This window comes from Hymenobacter sp. 102, from assembly GCF_049949205.1.
Taxonomy (GTDB): domain Bacteria; phylum Bacteroidota; class Bacteroidia; order Cytophagales; family Hymenobacteraceae; genus Hymenobacter.
This window is the reverse complement of record NZ_CP188173.1, coordinates 15,482-40,405: the sequence shown is the minus strand read 5'-3', so window position 1 is coordinate 40,405 and position 24,924 is coordinate 15,482. Positions and strand designations below refer to the sequence as shown.

Sequence of the window (24,924 nt, the reverse complement as noted above, 5' to 3'; positions counted from 1 at the left end):
TCGTTTGAAATAGGATGCAGGTATTGGATGGCGTGATTATCGAAAAGGGTAACGGTACCCAGCAGCTACTGCAGCGCTCCTGCTCATCAGCACTGGTTAGGCTTTTCACCAATTCCTTTTTCAATATGTTTAGTGCTACCCCCGCTCCCCGCTCCATTTACACTACCAAGGCGTTTGCCGCTGAACTGGCCCGCCTGAACGAAGCCCAGCGTACCGCCGTCGAACATCCGGATGGCCCCGTACTGGTCGTCGCTGGCCCCGGCACCGGCAAAACGCAGTTGCTCGCCGCCCGGGTGGGCTGGCTGTTGCAGCACCCTGACCTGCAGGTGCAGCCGCGGGAAATCTTGTGCCTGACCTATACTGAGGCGGCGGCCCACAACATGCGGGAGCGTCTGCTGCGCTTTATCGGCCCGGAGGCCAACCACGTAGCCATTCACACCTTTCACAGCTTCAGTCACCAGCTTATCCAGGACAACGCCGACTACTTCGGCTACCACGACCTGGCGCCGGTATCGGAGCTGGAAACTGATGAAATCCTGCGGGCACTGGTGGACGGTCTGCCGGCCGGCCACCGGCTGCGGCGGGTTGGGGCGGCGGCCTACTACGAGGTGCCGCGCCTGCGCCAGCTGTTCTCGGCCATGAAGCACGAGGGCTGGAGCCCGGCGGAGGTCCAGGCAGCTATCGCGGCCTACATCGAAGACATTCCCAATCGGCCGGCCTTTCAGTACCAGCAGGCCAATGCGACCCGGGGCATTGCCGCGGGCGACATGAAGCCAGAGCTGGTAGCGGAAGAAATTGACCGGATGGGAGTGCTCTCAAGTGCCGCGGAGCTGTTTGACCCCTTCTGCGCGGCCTTGAAGGCCCGCAGCCGGTACGACTACGACGACATGCTGGGCTGGACCCTGCAGGCGTTTGCTGAGCAGCCGGGCTTACTGCAGCGCTACCAGGAGCGCTACCAACACATTCTGGTGGACGAGTACCAGGATACGAACGGGGCGCAAAATCGTATCTTGCACCACCTGGCGGCGTACTGGCCAAATCCCAACCTCTTCGCCGTGGGCGACGACGACCAGAGCATCTTTCGCTTTCAGGGAGCGAGCGTGGCCAACGTGCTCGACTTTACGCGGCGCTACCCGGACGCGGCGGTAGTCGTACTGGAGGAAAACTACCGCTCCTCCGCGCCCATTCTGCAGCTGGCCTCCACTCTCATCGCTTACAACCAGGAGCGACTGGTAAGGCAGATTCCCGGCCTGACCAAGGAGTTGATGCCGCGCCATGCGCAGTTTGCCGCCAGTGATGTTCAGCCCCAGCTGCGGCGCTACACCACCCCCCTGCACGAAGCAGCGCACATCGCGGCGGAACTGCAGGCCCTGCAGCAAGCGGGTTTCCCCCTGCACCAGTGCGCGGTCATCAGCCGAGACCACGGCCAGGTGGATTGCCTGGCCCGCCTACTCGCCGCCCGGGGCGTGCCTTTTGCCCGCAAGCGCCGGGTGAATGTGCTCACGGAAGAGCCCGTGGCGCATGCCTTGCGGTTGATTCTGGCCTACGTCGCCGCCGAAACTGAGCGACCCCACGCGGGGGAGGGCCAACTGTTCTCGCTGCTGCACCTGGATTGCTTTAAGCTTGCGCCCATTGCGTGCGTGCGTCTGGCCGCCGGCCTGAGACAGCACAACCGCAACCTGGGCGGTGAGCTGGCCCTGAGCTGGCGCGAATGGCTGCTCCGGGTCGTGGACAGCCCCGAGCTGGCCGCGCAGCTCCAGCTGGGAGCGGAAACTCAATTGTACCTGACCCAGGCCGTGCAGCAGCTGGAGCGCTGGATTTCGGCGGCCGCTAGCCTGCCGGTGGCCGTGCTGGTTGAACGCATCTGCCTGGAGAAGCTGCAGCCTTATCAACTGGCCGTGCATGCCCAACCCCGCCACTTGCTTGACGTGATGCACACGCTATTGCAGTTCGTGCGGACCGAAGAGCGGCGTAATCCCCGCCAGCGGCTCGCCCAGTTTTTGCTCGTCTGGGATATGCTGGCCAGCATGCGCGAAGGCCTGGTGTTGGAACAGTTGAGTGGCTCGGCCAATGCCGGTGTGCAGCTGCTCACGGCCCACGGGGCTAAGGGATTGGAGTTCGAGCGGGTCTGGCTGATTGGCTGCCAGCAGCAAGTCTGGGTGAAAAATTTCACGGGGGCCACGTATAAAATACCCGACACGCTTTCCTTGCGCCTGGCCAGCGAAACCGCCGTAGAGGAGGCCCGGCGCCTGTTTTTTGTGGGCATCACCCGCGCCCAGGAGCACCTAGTGCTGTGCACCAGCGGTCAAGCCGAAGATGGCAAGCCCCTGGCGGAATGCCAGTTTCTGCACGAGCTGGTGCAGGCTGCCGGCTTAACGCGCACGGCCATTAAGCTCACGCCGGAAGAGCTGCAGGCAGCCCAGCAGCAGTTGTTGCCCCCGCCCGTCGGCGCGGCTACGCTCCCGGACGCAGCCTTGCTGGATGAGCTGCTGCGCGATTACGCTTTGAGCAGCACTCACCTGAACGCCTACTTACGCTGCCCGGTGAGCTTCTACTACGAGCACGTGCTGCGGGTCCCTTCGCCCCGCTCGGAGTACCTGTTCTTTGGCAACAGCATCCACTACGCGCTGGAGCACTGCTTTCGGCAGGCCCAGGCCGTCGGCAGCCCGGGCTTCCCTTCGGCTCAGGCAATGGCAGACTGTTTTGAAGACCACTTCCGTCGCGTGCGCCACGAGTTGCCGGAGGCCACCTACGAGCGCTCCCGTGAGCATGGCCTGGCGCTGGTGCAAGCCTACCACGCCCGCCACGCGGCGGCGTGGGCCACGAGTTCGGTGGTGGAGCATACGGTGCACCGGGCTACGCTACCCGGCAGCGGTATTCAGCTTACGGGCAAGCTCGATCGCATTGACGTTCGCCCCGATGGGCGCGGCCATGACGTGTTGGATTACAAAACCAGCAAGTGGAAGAAATATGAGCCCAAACGGCTGCCCGCGCGATTTGCGGCGGGCACGCTGGCGGACTGGCGGGCCGATGAAAAAGCTCGGGGTGGGGATTACTGGCGCCAGGCCGTCTTCTATTACCTGCTGCTCCAGCACGACACTGAACGGCGCTTCACGCCGGCCTCCGTGGCTTTTGAGTACGTGGAGCCGGTACCGGAGCTTGGCCAGCCGGCGGAGCACAAGCGCGAGTACGTGCGCGTGACGCCGGCGGACGAAGCCGCGGTGCTGGCGCAGATTGAAGCGGTGCACGGAGCCATTCGCAACCGGGAGTTCACGCAGGGGTGTGGGAAGCCGGAGTGCGCCTGGTGCCAGCTGAATTCTTGAGACCAAAGTACCGGCTGGGTATATTTACCGAGCCGGTACTTTGGCCTATCTCGAAATGTCAAACCATCCTGTAAACTGCACCTATAAGGCTTTTTTTAAGCTATATTAGGAGCCTTTTTCCTTACCTATGGCTATCCAGCAAGGGCAGATTGTTGCCAATCTTATTCACAGTGAATCGGTTATTATCAACAAGGTGTTGCCCATGGGTGGTATGGTCTCCTTGTCGTACACCGGTGTCAACAGCCAACTAGCGAATACGCGCGTAATTACCCAGGCTGAGTTTGAAGCGCTGGAAGTAATCGCGGACGAAGGCTCGTTTGATTTTGGTGGCGACCCCGTGCGGTTTGCACTCTTCGCGGAAGCCGAACGGATTCACTCCGCCCACCTTTTTGATCCGCTTTTCGCGGTGAACTGCAGCATTGTGGACCCCTTGCCTCACCAAGTGGAGGCGGTCTACAAGTTTCTGCTGCCCATGCCTAAGATTCGCTTCCTGCTGGCTGACGACACGGGGGCGGGCAAAACCATCATGACTGGCCTGCTGCTTAAGGAGTTGATGTCCCGCGGATTGGTTGAGCGTATTCTGATTATTACCCCCGGCGGGTTGACCAAGCAGTGGCAGGAGGACGAGATGGCGGTGAAGTTCAACATCCCCTTCACCCTGGTCAACCGCAGCCTGTTCACAGCCGACCCAAATATCTTCAGCACTGCCCAGCGCGTTGTGGCGTCCATTGACTTCATCTCCCGCGAGGACGTGCTTAATGTGGTGGGTAACACCCACTGGGACATGGTTGTCATTGACGAAGCCCACAAGCTCTCGGCTTACGAGTACGCTACCCGGGTGTACCGCTCCAAGCGCTACGAAGCGGCGGCCAAGCTTGCCGAGCAAACCGAGCACCTGCTGCTGCTCACGGCAACGCCCCACCGGGGCCGCAAGGATACGTTCAAAAAGCTGCTGCAGCTGCTGGACGAGGATATTTTTGCCACCGAAGAGACGGCATCTTCTCGGGTTAAGGAGTATGAGAAAGGCGGGCTGAATAAGTTCTTCATTCGTCGCCTCAAGGAGGACATGAAGGACTGGAATGGGCATGCCTTGTTCAAGGATCGCTTCACTCGGACTGTTGCGTATGACCTCACGCCGGAAGAGAAGCACCTCTACGATGAAGTAACAGCTTACTTGACCCGCCACAAGGAAGACGCGGCCCAAGCCCGCAACATCCATGTGTCATTGGCCTTAACCGTGATGCAGCGCCGTCTGGTCAGCTCGATTTACGCCATCCGGCGGACGCTGTCGCACCGCATGAACGCCCTACAAGGCGTCGTGGACGATATAGCCAAGAATCCTACGCTCTGGCAGCAGCGCCACAAGCTGGAAGGCATCGACGTGGACGACATCACGGACTACGACGAGCTGGAGGACGACGAGCGGGAAGCGTTGGAAACCATTCTGGCTGATCCGCGCAAATTCAAGCTATTCACTACGGCCAAGAGCCTGCAGGAACTGCAGGACGAGGCCAAGGAAGTGAAGCGACTCTACAACTTGGCCAATGATCTCTACGAAAGCAACCAGGAGGAGCGCAAGTTCCAGAAGCTGAAAGAACTACTTAAGAGCCAGAATGTAATCGGTGGCGAGAAGCTCGTCATCTTCACTGAACACAAGGATACGCTCAACTACCTAGAGGGGCGACTGAAAAACAACGGCTACCAGGTGGCCACCATCCACGGGGGCAAATCCGTCGACGAGCGGCGCCAGGCCCAGTGGGACTTCGCCAAGCCGGAGACCCAGATTCTGATGTGTACCGATGCCGCCGGCGAAGGCATCAACCTGCAGTTCTGCCGTTTGCTCATCAACTGGGACATTCCGTGGAATCCGAACCGGCTGGAGCAGCGCATGGGCCGCATCCACCGCTACGGCCAGAAGCAGGACGTGCTGGTCTTTAACATGGTGGCCGGCAACACCCGCGAGGGTCAGGTGCTGGAGCGTTTGCTCACCAAGCTCGACACGATTCGTGAGAGCATGGGCGATGACCGGGTGTACGACGTGATTCAGGACGTGCTGGAGAACGTGAACCTTGACGCCATCATTGACTCGGTGCTGCACGGCAAGCATACGGCACTGGATGATCTGCTGGCCCAGGACACGGATACACTCAAAACGCGCTTTAAGGAGAAGATTCAGGAGCAGCGCGACCGGCTCGCGCACAGCACCGTCAACTACACCCGGGCCCGCCAGCTAAAGGAGGAGTCCGACGAGAAGCGCCTGCAGCCCATCTACGTGCGCTTGTTCTTCGAGCGGGCCCTGCAGCAACTGGGAGGCAGTTATCAGGAGATTCGGCCGCATATTTTCCGGGTGGTCACCATTCCGGAGTCGCTGGCGCTGTGCCTGAAGCAGGAGTATAATCTGGTAGTAAGCACGGTGCAGCAGCTGCAGTTTTGCTTCGACAAGCAGGTGTTTTTGGATTACCAGAACCTGGGCGACGTGGGCAAAATCCTGGGCAAGATTCACTATATCAACCCCGGTAACCCCATTTTTGACAGCCTGGTCAGTGTGGTGCGTAACGAATACCGCGGCGACATGCTGAAGGGCACGGTGCTCATATCCCCCGAGGACAGTGAAGAGTACCTCGCCTTTTTTGTCAAGTCGCAGCTGACCGATAACCGGCCGCACCGGCGGGGCGACAGTATTGCCGACGAGCGGCTGCTACTCGTGCACCAGAAGCCTGGCGGCGATTTTCAGATTACCTCCCCGGCTAAGTTCCTGGACCTGCACCCCCCGACGCAGTTTGCTAAAACCATCGCGCCGCCGGCCTCCATCAGCGAGGACTCGGTCGTGCAATGGAGCTTTGAGCAAATTACAATGCCCCAGCTGCAGGAAACGCAGGAGCGCGTCCAGGCCGATGCCGATAAGCGCCGGGAATACCTCGAAACGGCATTTACCCAGGTAATCCTCGACTTGACGGGGCAAATTCAGGAGCTGCAGCAGAAGATGCTCTTCGGCGACACGCGGGGACAGGACAAGCTCGATGCCAAGCAACAGCGCATCCGAGAGCTGTCCGAGCGCAAGCAGAAGCGCCTCCGAGAGCTGCACCAGATGCAGCAGTTGGCTCCGAAGCCACCAAAGGTACTGGGCTGCGCCTGGGTTGTTCCGTTGTCGCAAGTGGAATACACCGGCCACTACGGCATGAGCCGAGACGACGAAGCCGAAGCCATTGCAATGGCGACGGTGATGGCCTACGAGGAAAGCCAGGGCTGGACGCCCCACGATGTTTCGGCCAACAACGAAGGCTATGACATCCGCAGCGTAGGTCCCCACGGGCTTAAGCGCTACCTGGAAGTTAAAGGCCGCAGCGGTCCGGATGGCAGCGTGATGCTCACCGAAAATGAGCGGAACCGGCTGGCCCAGCTGGGTGATTCGGCCTGGTTGTACATCGTGGTGAACTGCAAAAGCTCGCCGGAGCTGTTCCGCATTCAAAATCCCGCCAATACCCTGAACTTTGAGCAGAAGTTCAAGGGCATCCAGTACTTCTTGCCCATGAAAGTCTGGCAGACGCATCTGCAGGCAATGCCAGCTTCAACGCCGGTCTAACGGGCTCTCCACTTTCGCTTAATCTACACTTTCAGCTCCTAAAACCTTGTTTGCCTAAAACGGCTGCTGGCTTCTCGAAAGAAGTCTCCGAGGTACGAATAATATGACCAACACCGCTTCAGCCTATAAAAAGCTCATTGAGGTAGCTATGCCCATTAAGGAGGTGTCCGCCGAAAGTGTGCGCGACAACTACATCAGGCATGGACACATTTCTAATTTGCATTTGTGGTGGGCCAGAAGACCACTCCCTGTTTGTCGCGCATCAGTATTTGCGTCGCTTGTTCCTGATCCAGATGATCCTAACTGCCCTGCTGCTTTTCGGGAAGCAGTGGAGTTATTGCTGAGCCCAGCTTCGGGTATCTCAATCGATCCATACAAGCCTTACGATGATATTCCTTATACCTCGGCGGCTGATTCACTGCCGGATACTGCTCGCAACAGGTTGCTTATGTTTATAGGCAAGTTCTCTGATGATTTTATTCAGAATCAGGAAAAAGGCCGCAGTACAGTTCCTAAAAAACTTTTAAATCCGAACAGTCTCATACGTTGGGAGAGTAAAAATGATGACGCAATTATTACACGTGCCCGCAAATTGATATGGGTTGCTAATAACGCATCCAATGAACTTAATGCAAAAGAGCTTTTAAAGGAATTTGATGCTGCTAATCAGGCTATTGTAGATGCTGAAAAGTCCCTGTATAGTACAGTTGACAGGCACTTGGAAGCCGAAGATGTGACGCGTAAAGAAGCGGTGTTGAACAAGGCAATCGAGGATTTCCTTGATAGAATGCCTCGCGTATTTGATCCATTCGCTGGGGGAGGTGCTATACCTTTGGAAGCAGCCCGTTTAGGGTGCCGGTCCTTTGGTAATGATATCAATCCGGTGGCCCATGTTATTCAGCGCGGTAGCCTAGAGTTTCCCCAGCGTTTTGGCAAACCTATTTCATTTAGCCGTGAAGAGTTTGTTGAAAAATACGGAATTGAAGAGTTGCGCAGGTATGAAGCTGATAATAACTTCCTTGGTCAACATAAGGAGATAGTTGCGTTGCCTAACCGACTTGCTTTTGATGTTAGCTTCTATGCGAGAAAACTAATAAAGCTCACAGAAAACAAGTGTGGGCTATATTACCCTGTCAATGATAAGGGCCAAAAGCCAGTTGTGTATTATTGGGCGCGGACAGCTGATTGCGTTAACCCATCTTGTCGTGCTGAGATACCGCTTCTGAGAAGCTTTTACTTATGTAATATCGTAGGCAAGAATAACAGCAAACAAATCTATCTAAACCCTATTGTCGACGGTACTGATATTTCATTTGAAATAAAGCAAGGTCAATGCAATGTGGAAGCTTGGGTTCTAAATAGAAAGAACCTGAAATGTCCTTGCTGTGGCAATACAACTTCAAATAAGGAGTTAAAAAACCAGTTCTTGAACGGAAGTATCAAGGAACGATTGCTTGCTGTTATCGAAAGTAATGGAGATGGTAAGTCTTACCGTCTACCTACTAAAGCAGATATTACGGCTGCAAGTAGTGTTCCGACCTCGTCATTGGTAATTACTGAAAAGCTAGCCAAAGGCAATACAAAGCAATTCGACATATGCCCTTGGGGCTACTTAGAGTACGGCCAAGTATTCTCTAAGCGGCAGTTGTTCATGCTGGAGAACCTTCTGAAATCGTTAAATGAAATTAAATCAGAAGTTAAAGCAGGTGAGGATGATTATGGCAAGGCTTTGGCAACATACCTTGCGATTCTTATTGATAGAATTGCAATCGTTAATACAGCGTTTGGCATTTGGCATACAGGGGGCGAGAAGTTAGAAAGGCCAATGGGTAGACAGGCCTTCGCTATGGTTTTTGATTACCCTGAGTCTAACCCTTTTTGTGACAGTACAGGAAGCGCCCTCAACCAACTGGATTGGATAACTCGGTACATTGAGAGTGAAAGCAAATCGCCATTCCCAACCATTTGCAATAACGCTTCAAGCGGTGACGCTTCCCAGTTCCCTGCTAAGTACTTAACAGCTGTAGTTACAGACCCTCCCTACTACGATGTTATTGCTTATGCTGACTTATCAGACTTTTTCTACGTCTGGCTCAAACGAACTTTAGGGGATATCTTTCCCTTAAATTTTGCTTTCCCTCAGACTCCTAAAGTCGATGAATGTACTGCTTTGAAATACCATCATGGTAATAGCGCAAAGGCAGCTGATTTGCATTTTGCGGAAAAGCTAAAGCAGATTTTTGACGCTATAGAAAAGCAAACGTCTGATGTGGTCAGTATAATGTTTGCCCATCAGAGTACTGAGGCATGGACTACCCTTTGTAATTCCATCCTAGGGGCTAACATGAACATTACTGGCAGTTGGGCGAATGATACGGAGATGACAAGTGCCTTAAAGACAGATAAGGCTTTCTTGTCCTCCTCAGTGACTGTTTCCTGTCGCCCAGTTGTTCGGTCGGGCTATGGTAATTTCAAAGAGGTGAAGCGCGAAATTGAAACCACTGTGCAGCATGAAGTAGAAGAGCTGTACCGAATGGGTTTCAGAGGAGCTGATTTGTTGACAGCATGTTTCGGTCAAGCTGTTAGTGTTTTTGGCAAGTATGAACGCGTGGAGAAAGCCGACGGAAGTGAAGTATCGGTTGCAGAACTGCTGCAATTAGCACGTGAGAGTGCCTTTCTTGCTTTGCTCAAAGGCTTTAATGGTGATGATTTTACCAAATTCTACATAGCCTGGCTACAGCTCTACGGCTTTGGCGAAGCTGATTTTGACGACGCAGCCAAGTTCAGCCGCGTGGGCCTCACCATAAACGTGTCTGAGCTTGAAGCCAAACATCTGTTCCTCATGAAGGGCAAGAAGCTCACCCTTGCTGGCTTCGCTGAGCGAATGGCTATTGCACGCAATCTGGGTGAAACCAAAAACAGCATTCTCATTGATGAAGTCCATCGAGCCTTAGCGCTTTATAAGGCAGGTAACCGTCAGCAGCTACTCCAATACGTGTTACGCGTGGCCTCCACTGCCGAGCAGCCTTTCTGGCGTGTGCTCACGGCACTAGTCGAGGTATTGCCTGCTGGCTCAGACGACCAGACTCAAGCTCTCGGCCTACTCGCCGACAAGGAAAGCGTGCTGCGCGAAGCTATCCTACTCCAGCAGCAGCGCCCCGTCACTGTCCAAGGTCAACTCGCACTCTAATTTAGGTTATGCCCATCTCCCAATTTCAGCAGGACAACCTGTATAAAAGCCTTGGTCTGTTCATCGACGGTTTCCGCCCTTATGCCGTATCGGTGCTCCAGCGGCACTACGGCGAGACGTGGCCAGGTGACTTTGTTCGAGGTTTATCCGAAGGGCAGCGCAAATCCTGGAATGACGGACAGCGCGCAGGTACCTTACCTGAGAACCTGCTTGATTTTCAGTACCTGCCGTCGTTTTCCCTTCAACTAAAGGAAATACTTCGTAACGATTTTCAGCGCACTGTCAATAAACTGCCCACTTGGCTCGGCGAAATCACCGATGTTCGCCACAAGATTGCCCATTTCCAGCCTATTGACGAAGACGATGCATCCAAGGCTTGGATTCATATGAAGGCTATTGCCAAGCAGCTAGGCATGAGCGAGCTGGAGGTAGAATTGCAGAAGCTCCAAACCCTAACACCAGCTACTGCTGCCGTAGCTACTCCCGTTGTCGCCGCTCCTAGTGGACCTCGGGCTTGGTTTCACGTCGTCACGCCCCATCTTGATATCCGAGAAGGCCGTCTGGACGAGAGTGTCTTCGCGGCCAACCTCACTGAAGTAGCACTAGGTACCGGCCGGGCCATGTATACTAACTCGGGCCTGTTCTTCTCCAAAACCTACTTCACTCAGGGGCTCAAATCTGTCGCCCGACGTGTAATACAAGGCCTTAATGGTGCCGCTGATGCCGAGAACCGCGTCATGTCTCTTCAAACCGGCTTTGGAGGCGGTAAAACGCATACCCTGATTTCCCTGCTACACCTTTGCCGCCTAGGCAGTAGAGCTGCTACCTCCGCCGATACTGCCGAACTGGTGGCCGCAACTGGAACTCCTAACTTCCAACAGGCTAGTATTGCAGTTTTTACTAACGCTACCAACGACCCTGCCAGAGGCCGCAACCCTGAAGACGGCATCCATCTTCAAACCATCTGGGGGGAACTTGCTTATCAGCTGGCTGGTCGTGATGGCTATGAGCTTGTTCGACCCAATGACGAACAGCTTATTGCTCCGGCAGGCCTATTCACGCAAGTGCTAGCGTTGGCTTACCGGAGCAAAGGGCCCTCGCTAATTCTAATTGATGAGTTGGCTGATTATTGCGTTAAGGCTTCAGCCCGTATAGTGGGGGGGAGTACTCTCTCCGACCAAACTATCAGCTTCGTACAGGAATTAACCGAAGCAGTTGCTGGTACTAACCACTGCGTTGCTGTCATCACCCTGCCCGTTAGCCCCCAAGAAGTTGGCAATACGCCTCAAGCTCAGCAGATATTAGAGTCTCTGCAGAAGCGGGTCAGCCGCGTTGGCTCCGATACCCAACCCGTTGCCGACGAAGAAATTTTTGAGGTTATCCGTAGACGCCTGTTTGATGAACTAGGTAGCACCTCCCTACACCAAGCTGCCCTTGATCAATACGAGTCGCTCTACCAGCAGTCCGCCGCTGACTTACCCCGCCACGCTAACTCATCGGAGTACCGTGCACTCATGCACAAGGCCTACCCGTTCCACCCCGAACTAATTGATGTATTCCGCCTACGTTGGGCCAGTCACCACAACTTCCAGCGCACCCGCGGTGCTTTGCGCCTACTGGCCGCCATTCTCAGCGACTTGTGGAAGCGCCACCAGTCACTGCCTGGCCAAAACTTAATCATCCACACCTCCGACGCACGGCTACAAAACCTTGATCCGATTACTGGTAAAATTAAGGAACTCTACGGCAGCGGTTACGACGCAGTCATTACCGCCGACGTAGCTGGCTCCTCGTCAAATGCCTTTAAAATTGACCAGGCTCGCCCCGAATACCGCCAGTGGGAACTCACCCAAGGCATTGCCGCCACAGTGCTGCTAAACTCCTTTGGTCGTGACAATTCGAATAAGGGGTTGAGCATTCCTGAAATTAAGCTCAATGTCTTAAAACCAGCTGCCTATAATCCAAACACGGTTAACAGTGCTCTTGATGAGCTCGAAGAACATGCCCATTACCTTTACTACACCCAAAGTGGTAGTTCTAGGCGCTACTGGTTCCATACCAAGCCCAACATTAACATCCTGATCAATCAGGCTAAGAATGAGATCAAAGACCCGGCCGTCAATGCTGATATTCTGCGTCGCATAGAGGAGAAGAGGAGGTTGGTTCAGGTTTTCAACCTACTACCTAATCCCCTTGACGATGTGCCTGAACAGCAGCGTCCTACTTTGATAGTGCTCCACCCAGACTATTCAGTTGCTACTGGAGGTAGTCCTGATAAGGATACCGTGAAGCACATTCAAGCCATGGCTACCAAGCGAGGCAACAGTGAGCGAATATTCCGCAATACTCTACTGTTCTTGCTTTGCAATACCATGGGTGCCACCAAACTCCGCGCTGATGTGCGGGATTACTTGGCATGTCAAAATACTATTTCAGAATATAGTAGCCAACTCGAAAAAGAGCAGAAAGAAGAGCTTAAACGTCGCTCTGATGACTGTGCTCGTGAGATTGAATCCTCGCTAGTCAAAGCATACTCCGTCGTTGTTAAATATTCAATCAAAGGCGGAGCGGAGCATTTGTCCTTTAAAGAATTCAGTTCTGCTCTAGATAACCAGCTCAACCAGAATTTGCCAGCTCTGTTAAAGGAGGAAGAGTGGCTTCTCGACAGCGTAGGCTATCAGACACTCGGCCGCCACAACTTGCTTCCGACTCCCGAACAGCCCTTAAGAACCCGAGAGGTCTACGAAGCCTTTTTGCGCTTTGATGACAAGCCTATGATTACTAAGGTAGCTGCAGTGCAGGACAGTCTACTGCGTTACTGTCAGCAGGGACAGCTTGCCATTGCCGCTGGGGATGGCATCACATTTTCGAAGATCTACTTAGGGGAGTTAGTTCCAATGTTTGACGTGACCGATCAAACTTATTGGCTCGTCGATAAATCGTTAAAGCCGGCGGATACGCCCACTCTTCAGTCAGGACCAACCCCTGATCCGGGATATCAGCCAGGCGGAGTTCCTCCCACACCAGGACAGCAGCCTGACCCTAATCCGTCGCCGAATGGTAGTTCGGTCTATCGGTCGGTAACTGTTTCCGGGAAAGTGCCTTTGGAGAACTACAATCAGCTTTTTACCAGCTTTATTCTTCCGTTGGCCAAGAACAACGTGGAGATAGAGATTATAATCAAAGGCCGCTCCACCGCATCAAATCCATTGACCGAAAACAGCCCTGAGTACAAGGTGATAAAGGAGTCTGCCCGTCAGCTTGGACTAAGTCTTGACGTTGAATAAATTTTTAAATGATTCTATTGTCGTTATATTTACTGATGCATGTACAACTCATAACTCTCTCTCGAGAAAGTTATGAGTTGTCTGCTTAGTTAATATTCAAGGTTTCAAGCACAGATTCTTATATAGTAATTTGTTTTGTGAACATCATTGCGTTATTTGTAATTTAATTTATGATAATATGAATATTGGTTTTTGGAATATAGAATCTAAGCCTAAAAAAAAGAATAATAAGATCTTTTTAAAAGATCTTAGTGACTATATGGTTATGCTTACCATAGAACGTCAATTAGATATTATTTGTCTTGCTGAAACTAGAGATGATATCAATCTTTCATTTATAACTAAGCTAAATACGATAGTAAGGGATAGTTATTCAATAATTAAGTGCTCTAAAGATAAACTAACCGTTATTTCTAGATATTCAAATACTTCATTTGAAGATAAAAGTCATTTATATAAATCAACTCGATGGACCGCGCATAAGCTAACTATAGATTCTCTTATCGAGTTAAACTTATTTGCTGTTCATTTTCATTCAAAAACCTCTTGGTCTGAAGCTAGTTTGGCCCTTGAATGTGTAAATTTCGCTAGAGACATACTTGTTGTTGAGGAACAAACTAAATGTAAAAATACTATTTTAATAGGCGATTTTAATATGAATCCATTTGAAAATGGATTAGTTGCTGCAAATGGTTTGAATGCTTTATCGGATTTGGAGTATGCTATTAAAACTCCGAAAGGGAGAGATATAGATGGGACTTTCTATGAATTTTTCTATAACCCAATGTGGAGCTTCTTTGGTGATATCAATAGACAATATGGCACATACTACTATCGGACTCCTGGACATATTTCACATGAATGGAATATATACGATCAAATAATAATGCGACCTAGATTAAAATCGTATCTTGATGATCCATTTTTGAAGATCATAAAAAATATAGGTGGAGAGGATATCACAAAAGTTTTTAATCGACCAGATAGAGAGGTTTACTCTGATCATCTGCCTGTGATTTTAAAATTAAAATTCTAATGAACATGAATCAGGAAAACATTTGGAAAAACTTTGACTTCTCTAAGTCAGCAGATGAGTCTGCATACAATCTACTAATATCGCAATCAGATCAGTTGCTAAAAGCAACTGGTGGGGAATTAAAAATGGATGTAGATGCTATTGACTCATATAAAGAGGGTGATCCGGTAAAAATTGTGGCTATATATACTCTCTATGTTGTTGCTCCTAAATTGGGAAATTTTAGAAGAAAGATTCTAAATGTAGTTGAAGGTGAATCAGAAGGTCGATTTCCAGTTGATATTTATTGCGTTATAGATGGTCGCGAAGCCAAGGGGGTGAATAAAATTGACTTTTTGGAAACAGTAGCAATCATGCTAAAAAGTCCACGAGTTAAGTCCTCGATTGAAAACCTATTCCAACAAAGTAAGCAAAATAATAAAGAAAATTAGTTTTATAGTGGTTTGTATAGCTATGCTAATGATTGTTTTATTCATAATTATCTATCTATAAATTGTGAGCTCACGAATAGTTTATAAACCAAGCTTCTGCGCAGCATTGTGCTGCCTAACATCATCTATACGAGTGTAGCGACGAATCATCGCACTCGTCTTGTGCTTGGTTTGATTCATGATCTCCGAATCATCGGCGCCCGCTAGCTTAGCGACTGTAACGAAAGACGCGCGCAAAGAGTGGGCAGAATACTTGTCACCCAGGTAGCGCTGCACCACCGCGTTAATGGTTTTGTCCGAGAGCCGGTCTTGCGTCAAGCGCTGGCCCATCCGTAGCCGAACGAAAAGCGGGCCGGTTTCACGCTCAAGCACTCGCAGCCAGGCTTGCAGTGAGCGGATGGGGCAAACCTTGGCTTCGGGGGAGTAGAAGACTGCCTTTTCCTCGTGCTGGCCTAGCTGGTTGGTTTTGCTGCGCTCGAGTCGAATAACGAGCCCTTCCTCAGAGAACTCAAGATTTTCAATATTCAGTGCCGTCAGCTCCGAGCGGCGGAAGGCCCCGGTAAAGCCCAGTAGCAGGATGGCGCGGTCGCGCAGGCCGCTAGCGGTCGTAACGTCAATTTCGCGCACTAGGCGCTTAAGCTGCACCAGTGAAAAGGCCGGCGCTTGCTTTTGCCGCACGCCGTGCACGCGGCTAATGCCATCGAGCAGTATTTTAAATTGCTTTTCCCCGGTAGGCGCATCCAGGTTCCGGAGCACGTGCGCTTTCTTGATGGCGGCCAGATGACGCTGGATCGTGGCCATCTTTTTTCCGGCGTCGGCCAGATACGTCACGTAGCCGGCCAGCGTGCTAACGGTTGCGGGCAGCGGCTCCACTTGGTTGGCGTTGCACCAGTGGGCGAAATGGCGCAGATCGGAGGCGTAGGCCCGGGCCGTATTGGGGGCGCCCTGCAACCCAGCTTCGACGTAACGGGCCGTCTGCTCGGAGAGTGCCGACAAGGGAGCGGACGGAACGGTGAGCGCAACGGATTTCATAGGCGTCTACTTGGAGCTACGGCAGGCAAGTGGCCGGACTTTGTGGGAAGATGAACGAAGATACTGTTTAGTTCCGATAAGTAAACCTTATCAGAAGTAAAGTAAAAAGTAAATCACGGTCACGGTTTGCCGGATTGGCCTTGGTAGCCTTTCGCCGCACGACTGTTCGGCTATTCGGCGGCCGGCTTCCACAGCCTTAGCCGGCGGCGCTGCCAGAGTCGCACGGCTAGCAGGAAAGTCAGCAGCCCCGGAATCAGGAGCAGTAGAATCCAGGTATTGGCCTCGGGGTAGCTCGTGCCGGTAAGACCCGCCAGGTTCACCATGAAGTCGACGCAGTACCAGTAGGCCAGCCGGCCCAGACGCAGCAGCAGGGAAAAGATGGAACCGATCATGAGCGCGTAGTTTGCTGCTGGCGGCGGATGGCGCGGGCGTCGCGCAGTACGGCGTAGGTCAGGTGCAGCAACAGCAGCGGGATGCCCACCAGGAACACGAGCAGGTTGGCCAGCACGTACATCGGGCCGCCCCCGCCGGCTGACAGCACCCGGATAGTAAGCCCGTAGAGTGGGCGCAGCCGGAAGTAGGCCGGGCTGTTGGCTGGCAAGGCGTGCGGGCAAGCGTGGTCGTGGCAGTAGCGAGTGCAGCGGCCGGCTACCCGGGCCGCCGTGGGCGGGTGCGGGGCGGCAGAGTTAACGGCAAAGCCCAGCAGCAGCGGCAACAAGGCCAGCAGGAAAGTGAGCAAGAGGGGGCGGAAGGTGGGCAGCATCAGGCAGCAGGATGAATACCGGGGAAGAGCCAGTTTCAGGCTTCGGGCAAATATGGCTTCCCATCGATCAGGCACTCGAAGCCGCTCAGATCGTCGAGCCGGTGAGCCCAAGCCTCCCGGTGGGCCTGACTTCGGGATGCGGCCACTACGTGCACGGCCCGGGGTGGGAATTTCACGTCAGTGCGCCGCAGATACGCCGGCTCATCGAGGACTGTGGCCGGGCAAAAGCATGTCGCCCGCCACTCTACTTTATACAGCGCGTATCCGGAAGGCGGCTTGGCCAGCCCAACCTTGGAGAGCATATCGAGCGCACCGCAGTGCGTGCAGGTCATACAACCCACGCTGAGCCAGCTACCGCGCGTGTCCACGTCATGCACCTTGAACGGACGAAAATCACCGCAGTCGCCACACAGCCACTCGATCGCGATTTGCCCGGAAGGCTGCCGAATCCACTGTCTAACATAGGAACTCATAACGATACGGGAATAGAAAGTCTATCAAGGTCAAATATCGGCAATGGCAGGCATAACGCCAGCAATAACCTTTGTATCAGCAACTCACGCGGAGAACAGGTAAGACCAGGTCGGGCGAAGGGTAACAATAACGGCCTGGTGACCTTACCTTAGCATAGAGCACATCCTGGGTAACAAATCCGGGGTCTCGGGCTTACCTTAGTAGACCATGAACGGGTAACAATTCCTGAGCCCGGTAATATATTGGTATATGCCCGTTGCTAGGTGGTAACAAAACCCTCCGGCCCCGGCTATATTAGGACAGCACCACAGCACCGCGGAACCTGGCCAGGCGCGCTGCTTTTGCTCTACCTTCTTCTCCACTCCTTTTTCCTTTCTCCGATGATTTCAGCTCAGTTCACTGTGTTTTCCCAACACGGCCGGTTCGGCCTGCTCTGCAACGGCCAGGAGTTGCTGGCTCCCGAGTACGACGCTGTCTGGCCCTTAGGCCACGGATTCTACGGGTTTCGCCAGGAGCGTCGCTACGGCATCCTGGCTCCCGACGGCCGTATAGTGCTGCCGGTGTGCGTACCAGCCTGCTTTGCCGGCTACCGAATGCTGGATATGGGTCAGCAGCTGGCTTACGCCTCCCAGGGCTCGCAGCGGGGCCCGCGCGACCTGCAGCGCGACTTTCCGGGCTTGCGGCTGCACCAGGACATTCCCTACCACCCCACCGACTGGTGGGCTGAGCAGGCACTGGCGGACCTATGGGAACTCAACAGTCCGGGCCGGGAATCCCTGTTGCTGCCCGTCCGCTCCCGCCAGTTGGCGCTGCACTCCAACGGCACCTGGAGCTGGGAAGACCCTGAGGCGGACGCTGACCAGCTGGTGCTGTGCGGTACCGGTGAGGCTGGCGGTTTCAGCTGGCGCAACCAGCAGTCGGAGCTGCTGCCCCCCGATACGGAGCAGCTGCTCCGGTGGCAGGCCCGCTGCCAGCAGGTGCTGGCAAGCCTACAGAAAGAGAGCGACAGCCCCGTCCAACCGGTTCAGCCGGCTGCTCCGGACGCATGGCAGGAGGCTGACTACCACGAGCGGGCGCTGGATGCGGTGCTGAAACAGGCCGGCATCCGGGGACTGTTTATGGTTGACGACCTGGACTTCGCTGACTACGTGCCCTACGACGAGGATGAGCTCTCCCGGCGGTGCGCGCTGCTTGCTACGAGCACCTGGGTCAGTACGTTGTGCTGGATGAGGCCGGCCGGGAGGCCGCCGCCGAGCTGCTGCAGCTGGCCTGGCTCTGTGCCAACGGCTGCGTGGAGGTGGACTACGCCACAGGCTGGGCCCTGGTGGATGAGCGTTACGACTGTTGCGGCGACTTCGACCCCGTGCTGCTGGAGGAAACCACGCCGCTGGCCCTGTATACCTACTACTGCCTGCACGAGCTAGAGCCGCTGCTGCGCCGCTGAGCAGCTCCGGCAGCAGCCTTCACTACTCAAACCAGCTTTCCGGCCGGAGCGGGCTGAGCACGAGGCCTGCCGGCGCGCGGCCGGAGATCCGCTGATGGTAAGGCGAAATGAACACTTCCGCTACCAACTGATTATTGGCGTCCGTGACCCGGTAGCAGTCCACGGGATTATCGATGCCTGCCGCAGTGCGGGAGCCGGTGCGCCGCCACTCTACCGGGCGGCCATCGGGCAGGCGCAGACGGCGCAGGTACAACGCTGACGATACGATGCCGGCCACGGGTACGGGGTTGGTCGGCACTATGCCGAAGGGGCCACTGCCGCCGGGCACCTGGTCGGCATCATAGCCAACCACTCCTCCCGATTCCTTGACCAGCAGTGCAGTGAGTTGCTGCTCATCCTCAACCGAAACGGGCACGCGGGCGAACAGCAAGCTCAGCAGAGCCGTGGTCAGTTGGGCTGGGGTGAGGACGTAGCCGAATTCCTCACTCAGCACCGTGGCCCGGGAGTTGAGCTCCGCTGCCGAGCGGCAGCCGGGCTGAATCACGGACACCGCCCGTCGTATCAACTCCTCCATCTCATGATCCGGTAGTGTGTCGGGGAAGAGAACCAGCAGCTGCTGCAGGGCCGCCCGCTTCTCGGCAGGTGTATCGGGCAGCTGAATTTGGTCGGGGCTAATGGGGTCGCTCATGGGTAGAAGAGGGAAGTGACTCACTAGGCAGCAGCCTGTTTGCGCGGAGAAAATTGGGGAGAGTACGGCCGCAGGACAATTTCAGTCCACTGCCCGTACTGCTACGTGGAGCCGAGCAATGTTTGCCTTCTGTGCCACCGTGCGGAAACGGCCGCGCAGATTATTTGTCAGGTTTGAGGAGGGCGTTAGGTCACGTGCATTCCAGGGCAGTTCGATACTGGCTGTCCCGTCATGAAAGTGGCGGGTGATGGTAGCATATTTAGTCACCAAAACTTGCTGCAGAAACGCCTGTTCATCAACTTCCGGCCCGTCACCGATAGAATATGTGATGGGGTATGGTTTCATTCTCACCGTCCGCCGGGTCTTTGCACTTTCAGAGTTTTCTGGCTTAATCACCCCTGTTTTCTTGCCTTTCACCGGCCGCCGCACCACCAGCTCCAGCGGGGTTTCGGGAGCTGTCCATTCGCCCTGCAACTCCGTTGCCAACAGCAATGGCTCCAGTTCCAGCAGCACATCCCCGTATATTTCCTGAAAACGCTGTTGCACGTAGGTCAGCAGCAGAAGGTTTTCCCCAACATCCTGCCCACCCGATGCCTGCCACTTTTTGGCCGGGCTCAGGAAGTAGTTTGCCGGATGCGGCGCGCAGGAAATGTGCCACCATCTTTTGGCGGTGGTCAGAACTCACAGCCTGGGTTAGCCGATAAACCTTGTCCGGGTTACCCCACCAGTTGTACTCTCCCCGGGGAAACAATTCATCCACTGTACGGCGATAGTCAAACGAGTAGTGCGCATTGACGTGATGCAGATGGGACAACTTCCAGCCCCGTTCCCCAAAAGGAGGCGCTGTAGTCCATCCGAACGCCGATTGAGCCCTTTCCGGTTTTGCTAGACGGACAGAAACCGGAAACCGCCTATTTGCAACCGCTTCTTGCAACTCAGCCAATGTTGGCTTGTTGCCGGCTAGTACCTGTGCGAATATTAGTTGCGGTAAGTAATTGTCGCAGTAGGCATAGCCAAAACCGGTCGGATCAAGCGTGAGAAACCCACGGCGCAACCGATGATACTCCGTCTTGTCGGCGGAAGCGTAGCGACGCACAAACAAGATGGCGTCAGGTTGGGTCACGTAATTTAGCAGCAAACGATGCCAGTGCCGCACTACGTCGGCGGATGGCAACTGCGGTTTGATGAACGTATCGTACAACTCCCCTACGGTGTTGACAGTGACTTGCGGTATGTAAGGGAGTTGGCTCTCGGTTAGTTTGTTGGGAATCCAAGTCACGTGGTATAGGGTTATCAGATTGAACAGGGAAAGACACTCGTTTTGCTACTCCGCCGCCAATGCAGCCAGGCCGGCGTCGTAGGCATCCAAAGCGGCTTGGATGGCGGCGGGGTAGCATCCTGTTGGTTCTGGGCAGCGCGTAGCTCTGCCCGCAGCAGGGCACGACGCAACAGCCCGAACTCCGCCGCGTAGGCCGGGCACTGTGCCAACCCGGCCCGGCATAGCTCCCGGGCAGCCTCAAACACCGCAGTTTCCTGGGGCTGGATAAAATGGTAGCCGGCCGGTAGCAGCAGTTCCAGACAGGCTTCGCAAGCCTCCCCCAGGGCCGGGCCAGCCAGCTGCCAGGCCGCCTGGCTTAGCCACTGCGCGGCGGCCCGCTGCGTGCCCAGGCCGGCCGGCTCCTGCTGCAACTGTTGCGTGAACTGCCAGCGCAGATACTCCGGATCCGGCAGCGGCGGCAGAAGATTGGCCACGTCACCCAGCGGATATGGCCGCTCGTCTACCGTGACCTCCACCATTCGGAAAGGCACCCAAGCGCTCTGCTCCTGCTCCTGCAGGTCGTCGGACGAGTACAGCCGAAAGAAGGCATCCCGCTTCACCTGATAGGGCTGCTCGGTGAAGAAGAACCCGCAGGCTTCCCCGAAGTGCGTTTGTGCCGCCTCGGGCCGGCGCAGCCGGTAGGCCGCCCAGGCCGCGTGATGCCGCCAGCGGGTCTGGTTCCATTTGAACTGTGCCAGGTACAGCTCCTTTTCAACCGGACCGTCTCGTTTGGTCGATACCCGGGGTAGCGAACGGGCAGCCAGCCGTTCGTACTCAGCCAGCAGGGCGTTAAAATCTAGCTTCCCCTGTGCCAGCAGGCACCGCACGAGCAGCTCCCGGTAAGGGGCATGCAGGGATTGTCGGGCTACTATTACCAAAGCATCCGCCAGGGCCTTTTCCGGCAGGCCGTGAGCCAGATAATAGTCTGCCCGTTCAGCTAAGTACTCCGCAGTGTCCGGCTCCCTGAGGCCAGACCGCTCGAACAACGCTAGCGCGGAAATCCAGCGCTCGGCTGGTGGCTCCAGATCCGGGTTGGGAAATAGAATATATTGCTCTACCCGCGTAGCCCGCCAGTTACCCCGCAACGATGTACCGGCCTTTAGATCCTGCAGAGCTCCCCGAAAATCGTGCGCCAGGAAACGGATAACGGCGCGGCTTCCTGCCGCCCACAGCAGCGCCGGGTCGAGTGCCAGGGCAGCGTCTAGATCGGCCAGGGCCTTGTCGAGTCGGTCGTGGGCCAAGTGAAATTCACCCCGGCCAGCTAGGTACCGCGCGTTGGCCGGTTCCAGCACCAAGGCCTGGTCGTAGGCCTGCAGCCGCTGGGCCTGCCCCTCGCGGGAAACAGCGTAGTCGTTGTAGCCGTAATAGGCGGCCGGAAAAGCTAGGGCCTCGGCGTAGCGATACCAGGCGTCAGCCCGGCTGGGGTCGAGCGCCAGGGAGGCGGCCAGGTCGTGCCGGGCGTCGCCGTCGCCGTCGCTCAGCATGGCCCCGATTCCACGCCAGTACAGCTCGTCGGCCGTGGTGGCTGGGCTGCGGGTTGCCTGGCTGCCGGCCGAGAGGTCGATGTGCCCGTCCGTGTTGCTGACTCCTTTCCTGTTCAGCAGCAGGCCGTAGCGGGCCCACAGCTCGGCGGAGTCGGTCACCAGCACCACGGCCTGCTCGTAGCAGGCCGCCGCCGCGCCCCAGTTCTGCATCTGCTCGTGCTGCAGTGCGGTTTCGTACAGGGTTTGAACAGGCTCCGGAAATTTCGGCATGACAGATAGAAAGGCTGATTAATCAAACAGCGTATCGACGGGATGTAGCACGTGGACGTTGGCCTGCTGCTCGTAGTCGGCCAGCTGGTCTGGCTCCAGAAACGTAAGCTGGAGGTAGCTGAGCAACATACTTCTCGCTTCCGGACTGGGGCCAGCACTGATCAGGGGCGTAGTCAACCGCCGCCAATACGGGTTATTGATGGCATCGAGGCGGGCGAGTACGCCTTCCGCAAACTGCAGGATCGCTCCCTCCTGCAATAGTAGGTGGCTGCCATTGGCACGTTGCATCCCAATGGCGTGGCAGACGGGTTCGGCCGCAGGAAATGAGTAGCGGTGCTCTCCACCGGATTGTACATAACTGGTACAGCGGGTAATAATCGTAACATTTTCCGGTTCCGCGACCAAGCGCAAGCGGGTGATATGCGGCGTGATGAACGCCCGAGTAAGTGGGTCAGCCGGGAAGCTGTACCACTGAGCCAGCGCTACGGGAGGCTTGGATTTTGACATCAGAAAAAGAAATTAACGGGTAGATAATAGGGGCGCACGCCGCCTCAAGGTAACAGCGTAGCCCGGATGCAGGATACGGGTATCGAGCACGCCTGTCCAGGGTTCTTACATAACCTTTACCTGCTCTTGGCTTACAGCCAAATTGCTAGTTATGATTAGATGTCATGGCAAGGTAGAGCGCGTGGCGAGCAGACCGATCATTTCCTGCTGGTGCGCTTCAATAGCTGTAAGATCCCACGTGTTGCACTGCTGCATCATGAGTTGTTGCTTCAGGCTTTCTATTGCGGAAGACTTGTTATAATGCTCCGCCTTGGCTTTTGGCGAATAGTTGCTTAGCTCCGAGTTTTTGCTGGCGCTGATCAAACACAGGTTGCCGAATGAATTGAGGATTTTCTGATCTAGCGGATTGCTGATCTCGCCTTTGGGATTCTGCGGGTAAAAATGCTCTACTGAGCTACGGAACGTGAACTCAAACTCCTCGATGCGAGGAATCTGGTAATCCTTGCGCAACTCAACCCGTGATGTTTTCCAGATCAGGTAGTCCAGCCGGTTAAAGATGAAGTTCGGGACGTGCGTACCCTGGTGCAGCACATCTTCGTTCACGGTGTGGTTGACCGGTACCGCTTCGTTTGTAAAGATGATGGTGTGATAACTAAGGGGAGTCGTCGCGAACCGGTCGTAATAAAAGGCATCGGAGAGTTGCTCCAAATACCGGATATAGTCTTTGGCGACCAACCCGGGCCCCGTGGCGTGCAAAAAGCGCAGTACTCCGGCCAGCCAGTGCTTGTACGTTGCTTGGGGGAAGGAAACGTGAAACATGGCCAACAACATCACTGCTTGCCGGGTGTCGGCCTCGCTCTCAAAGGTGTTGCCAAAACGCTCGCTGTCGGAGGATGATTCTGGCTTAAGGCTCCGTAAGCGCCACTTATACTGATCGTGAGTATACTCACGCTTGATGACGTATCGATCCAGCAGCAGTCGGCATTTCAACAGGCAATGCAGAAACCCCTTCACGAAAGCAGCTTTGTCAGGAGTGTTCTGGAGTACTTTTCCAAATGAATCAATCAACTGGTTGTCATCCAGTGCAAGGTCACGGGCAGTATAGACCTTGAGCGTGAGCAGCAGAAAGTTCGGAAAGCTCACTACCGAGCCCAGGCGCGGCTCGCTTGTTTCTGCCTCACTGTTCGAGGCGCCTACCTGTTCCGGGCTGTCGAGCAGGTCGAGCAACTTGGCCCCCGATGTCTGCGGCGTGTTATCCGCCACCGAGCCCACTACTACCTCCCTGATGTGGTCAAAAGAGTCCGGCACGCGATCCAGAGCCCCGGAACTGCTGGTAAACAGTTGTGTCCGTAGCTGCGAATCAAAGGCTTTAACCATGTGCTGGTCCATGATGGAGCAGGCATCCCAGATCCGGGCACCAGCCTGCAGGCTCGCGGACTCCCCTTGCAGGTGACCAAGTAGCTGGGCCTTAAGCACCTCGTGTTTTTCGAGCTGCTCACCCCGGCTGTTCATAATTTCAAAGTAATGATTGAGGTCGGTATCGGCGGGCACCTGTACCTGCAGAATCTTCACCCGCTTAAGCAAGCAGGTATGGAATTGATCCGGACTGTGGTTGGCGTCGCTTCCCGCATGTCTCTGCTGGAGCTGTTTCAGCTCCCGGGTCATATCCAGATACGCCTGCTGCATGCGTCGGTCCTTTGCCGTGCTTCGCACGCTAGGGTCGCGATCCGCCAGCCGGTGAAGCGTGGCTGATGAATTAGGCCGGCTGTCGAAGCGCAGTCGGGAGGCGTGCGCTTCGGGTACGGAAAGTCCGAACTCATTCTGCAACACACTTAATAGGATGTTGAGCGTGGTGAGTCGCTGCTGGCCATCAATAACGGCCAGTTCATCTTGTCCGGCAGCAGGCCGGTGGTGCACAATCAGGTTGCCGATATAGTACGTGGTTGTTGCGCCGGTCACTTCCCAAATGTCCCGGACCAGTTGTGTTACCTGCGCCTCGTCCCAGGCATAGCTACGTTGATAGAGTGGCACGGTGTAGTTGTAGCGGCTGAACAGCTGCTCGATGGATAGTTCTTCTAGTAGTTCCATGGTCAC

The 24,924-nt window shown here is 55.0% G+C and carries 16 protein-coding genes; 7 read left to right on the top strand and 9 right to left on the bottom strand.

The window, feature by feature from the left end:
* Positions 1-125: 125 nt before the first annotated feature.
* The 6 genes from ACN19L_RS22895 to ACN19L_RS22870 all read left to right on the top strand — a co-directional run bounded on the left by ACN19L_RS22895 (position 126) and on the right by ACN19L_RS22870 (position 14,850).
* A complete protein-coding gene (locus ACN19L_RS22895) occupies positions 126-3,323 on the top strand; it encodes an ATP-dependent helicase (protein ID WP_426491251.1) in 3,198 nt (1,065 codons plus the stop codon).
* A gap of 127 nt (positions 3,324-3,450) precedes the next feature.
* Positions 3,451-6,906, top strand: coding sequence for a helicase-related protein (locus tag ACN19L_RS22890; RefSeq protein ID WP_426491250.1), 3,456 nt, complete (start codon positions 3,451-3,453; stop codon positions 6,904-6,906).
* Positions 6,907-7,009: 103 nt separating this feature from the next.
* Positions 7,010-10,096, top strand: a complete 3,087-nt coding sequence (locus ACN19L_RS22885; RefSeq protein WP_426491249.1) for a DUF1156 domain-containing protein — start codon at positions 7,010-7,012, stop codon at positions 10,094-10,096.
* Positions 10,097-10,104: 8 nt separating this feature from the next.
* Positions 10,105-13,383, top strand: coding sequence for a DUF499 domain-containing protein (locus tag ACN19L_RS22880; RefSeq protein WP_426491248.1), 3,279 nt, complete (start codon positions 10,105-10,107; stop codon positions 13,381-13,383).
* A 178-nt stretch (positions 13,384-13,561) separates the two neighbouring features.
* On the top strand, positions 13,562-14,419 hold the full coding sequence (locus tag ACN19L_RS22875; RefSeq protein ID WP_426491247.1) for an endonuclease/exonuclease/phosphatase family protein: 858 nt from the start codon (positions 13,562-13,564) through the stop codon (positions 14,417-14,419).
* A gap of 5 nt (positions 14,420-14,424) precedes the next feature.
* Positions 14,425-14,850: a hypothetical protein gene (locus ACN19L_RS22870; protein ID WP_426491246.1), complete on the top strand. Its 426-nt coding sequence runs from the start codon at positions 14,425-14,427 to the stop codon at positions 14,848-14,850.
* 81 nt (positions 14,851-14,931) lie between these two features.
* Here ACN19L_RS22870 and ACN19L_RS22865 read toward each other — a convergent pair whose 3' ends face one another.
* The 4 genes from ACN19L_RS22865 to ACN19L_RS22850 form a co-directional block, all read right to left on the bottom strand.
* Positions 14,932-15,846, bottom strand: coding sequence for a site-specific integrase (locus ACN19L_RS22865; protein ID WP_426491245.1), 915 nt, complete (start codon positions 15,844-15,846; stop codon positions 14,932-14,934).
* A 206-nt stretch (positions 15,847-16,052) separates the two neighbouring features.
* Complete coding sequence (locus ACN19L_RS22860) at positions 16,053-16,274, bottom strand: hypothetical protein (protein WP_426491244.1); 222 nt, start codon at positions 16,272-16,274, stop codon at positions 16,053-16,055.
* Positions 16,271-16,645: a hypothetical protein gene (locus tag ACN19L_RS22855; RefSeq protein ID WP_426491243.1), complete on the bottom strand. Its 375-nt coding sequence runs from the start codon at positions 16,643-16,645 to the stop codon at positions 16,271-16,273. Before ACN19L_RS22855 ends, ACN19L_RS22860 begins: the two co-directional genes overlap by 4 nt.
* Positions 16,646-16,680: 35 nt before the next feature.
* Positions 16,681-16,947 (bottom strand): hypothetical protein, encoded by a 267-nt coding sequence (locus tag ACN19L_RS22850; protein ID WP_426491242.1) that lies wholly within the window; start codon positions 16,945-16,947, stop codon positions 16,681-16,683.
* Positions 16,948-17,499: 552 nt separating this feature from the next.
* Between ACN19L_RS22850 and ACN19L_RS22845 the strand changes: the two genes are divergently transcribed.
* Entirely contained in the window at positions 17,500-18,543 is a 1,044-nt protein-coding gene (locus tag ACN19L_RS22845) for a hypothetical protein (RefSeq protein WP_426491241.1), read from the top strand.
* Positions 18,544-18,585: 42 nt separating this feature from the next.
* Here the strand turns inward: ACN19L_RS22845 and ACN19L_RS22840 are convergent, their stop codons facing one another.
* The 5 genes from ACN19L_RS22840 to ACN19L_RS22820 all read right to left on the bottom strand — a co-directional run bounded on the left by ACN19L_RS22840 (position 18,586) and on the right by ACN19L_RS22820 (position 24,918).
* A complete protein-coding gene (locus ACN19L_RS22840) occupies positions 18,586-19,251 on the bottom strand; it encodes a hypothetical protein (RefSeq protein WP_426491240.1) in 666 nt (221 codons plus the stop codon).
* Positions 19,252-19,332: 81 nt separating this feature from the next.
* Entirely contained in the window at positions 19,333-19,797 is a 465-nt protein-coding gene (locus tag ACN19L_RS22835) for a hypothetical protein (protein WP_426491239.1), read from the bottom strand.
* Positions 19,798-20,544: 747 nt separating this feature from the next.
* Positions 20,545-22,323 (bottom strand): hypothetical protein, encoded by a 1,779-nt coding sequence (locus tag ACN19L_RS22830; protein WP_426491238.1) that lies wholly within the window; start codon positions 22,321-22,323, stop codon positions 20,545-20,547.
* Between the two features lie 18 nt (positions 22,324-22,341).
* Positions 22,342-22,611, bottom strand: a complete 270-nt coding sequence (locus ACN19L_RS22825) for a hypothetical protein (RefSeq protein WP_426491237.1) — start codon at positions 22,609-22,611, stop codon at positions 22,342-22,344.
* Positions 22,612-22,992: 381 nt separating this feature from the next.
* Positions 22,993-24,918 carry a DUF262 domain-containing protein gene (locus ACN19L_RS22820; RefSeq protein WP_426491236.1) on the bottom strand — a complete coding sequence of 642 codons (1,926 nt, stop codon included), beginning with the start codon at positions 24,916-24,918 and terminating at the stop codon, positions 22,993-22,995.
* Positions 24,919-24,924: the final 6 nt, after the last annotated feature.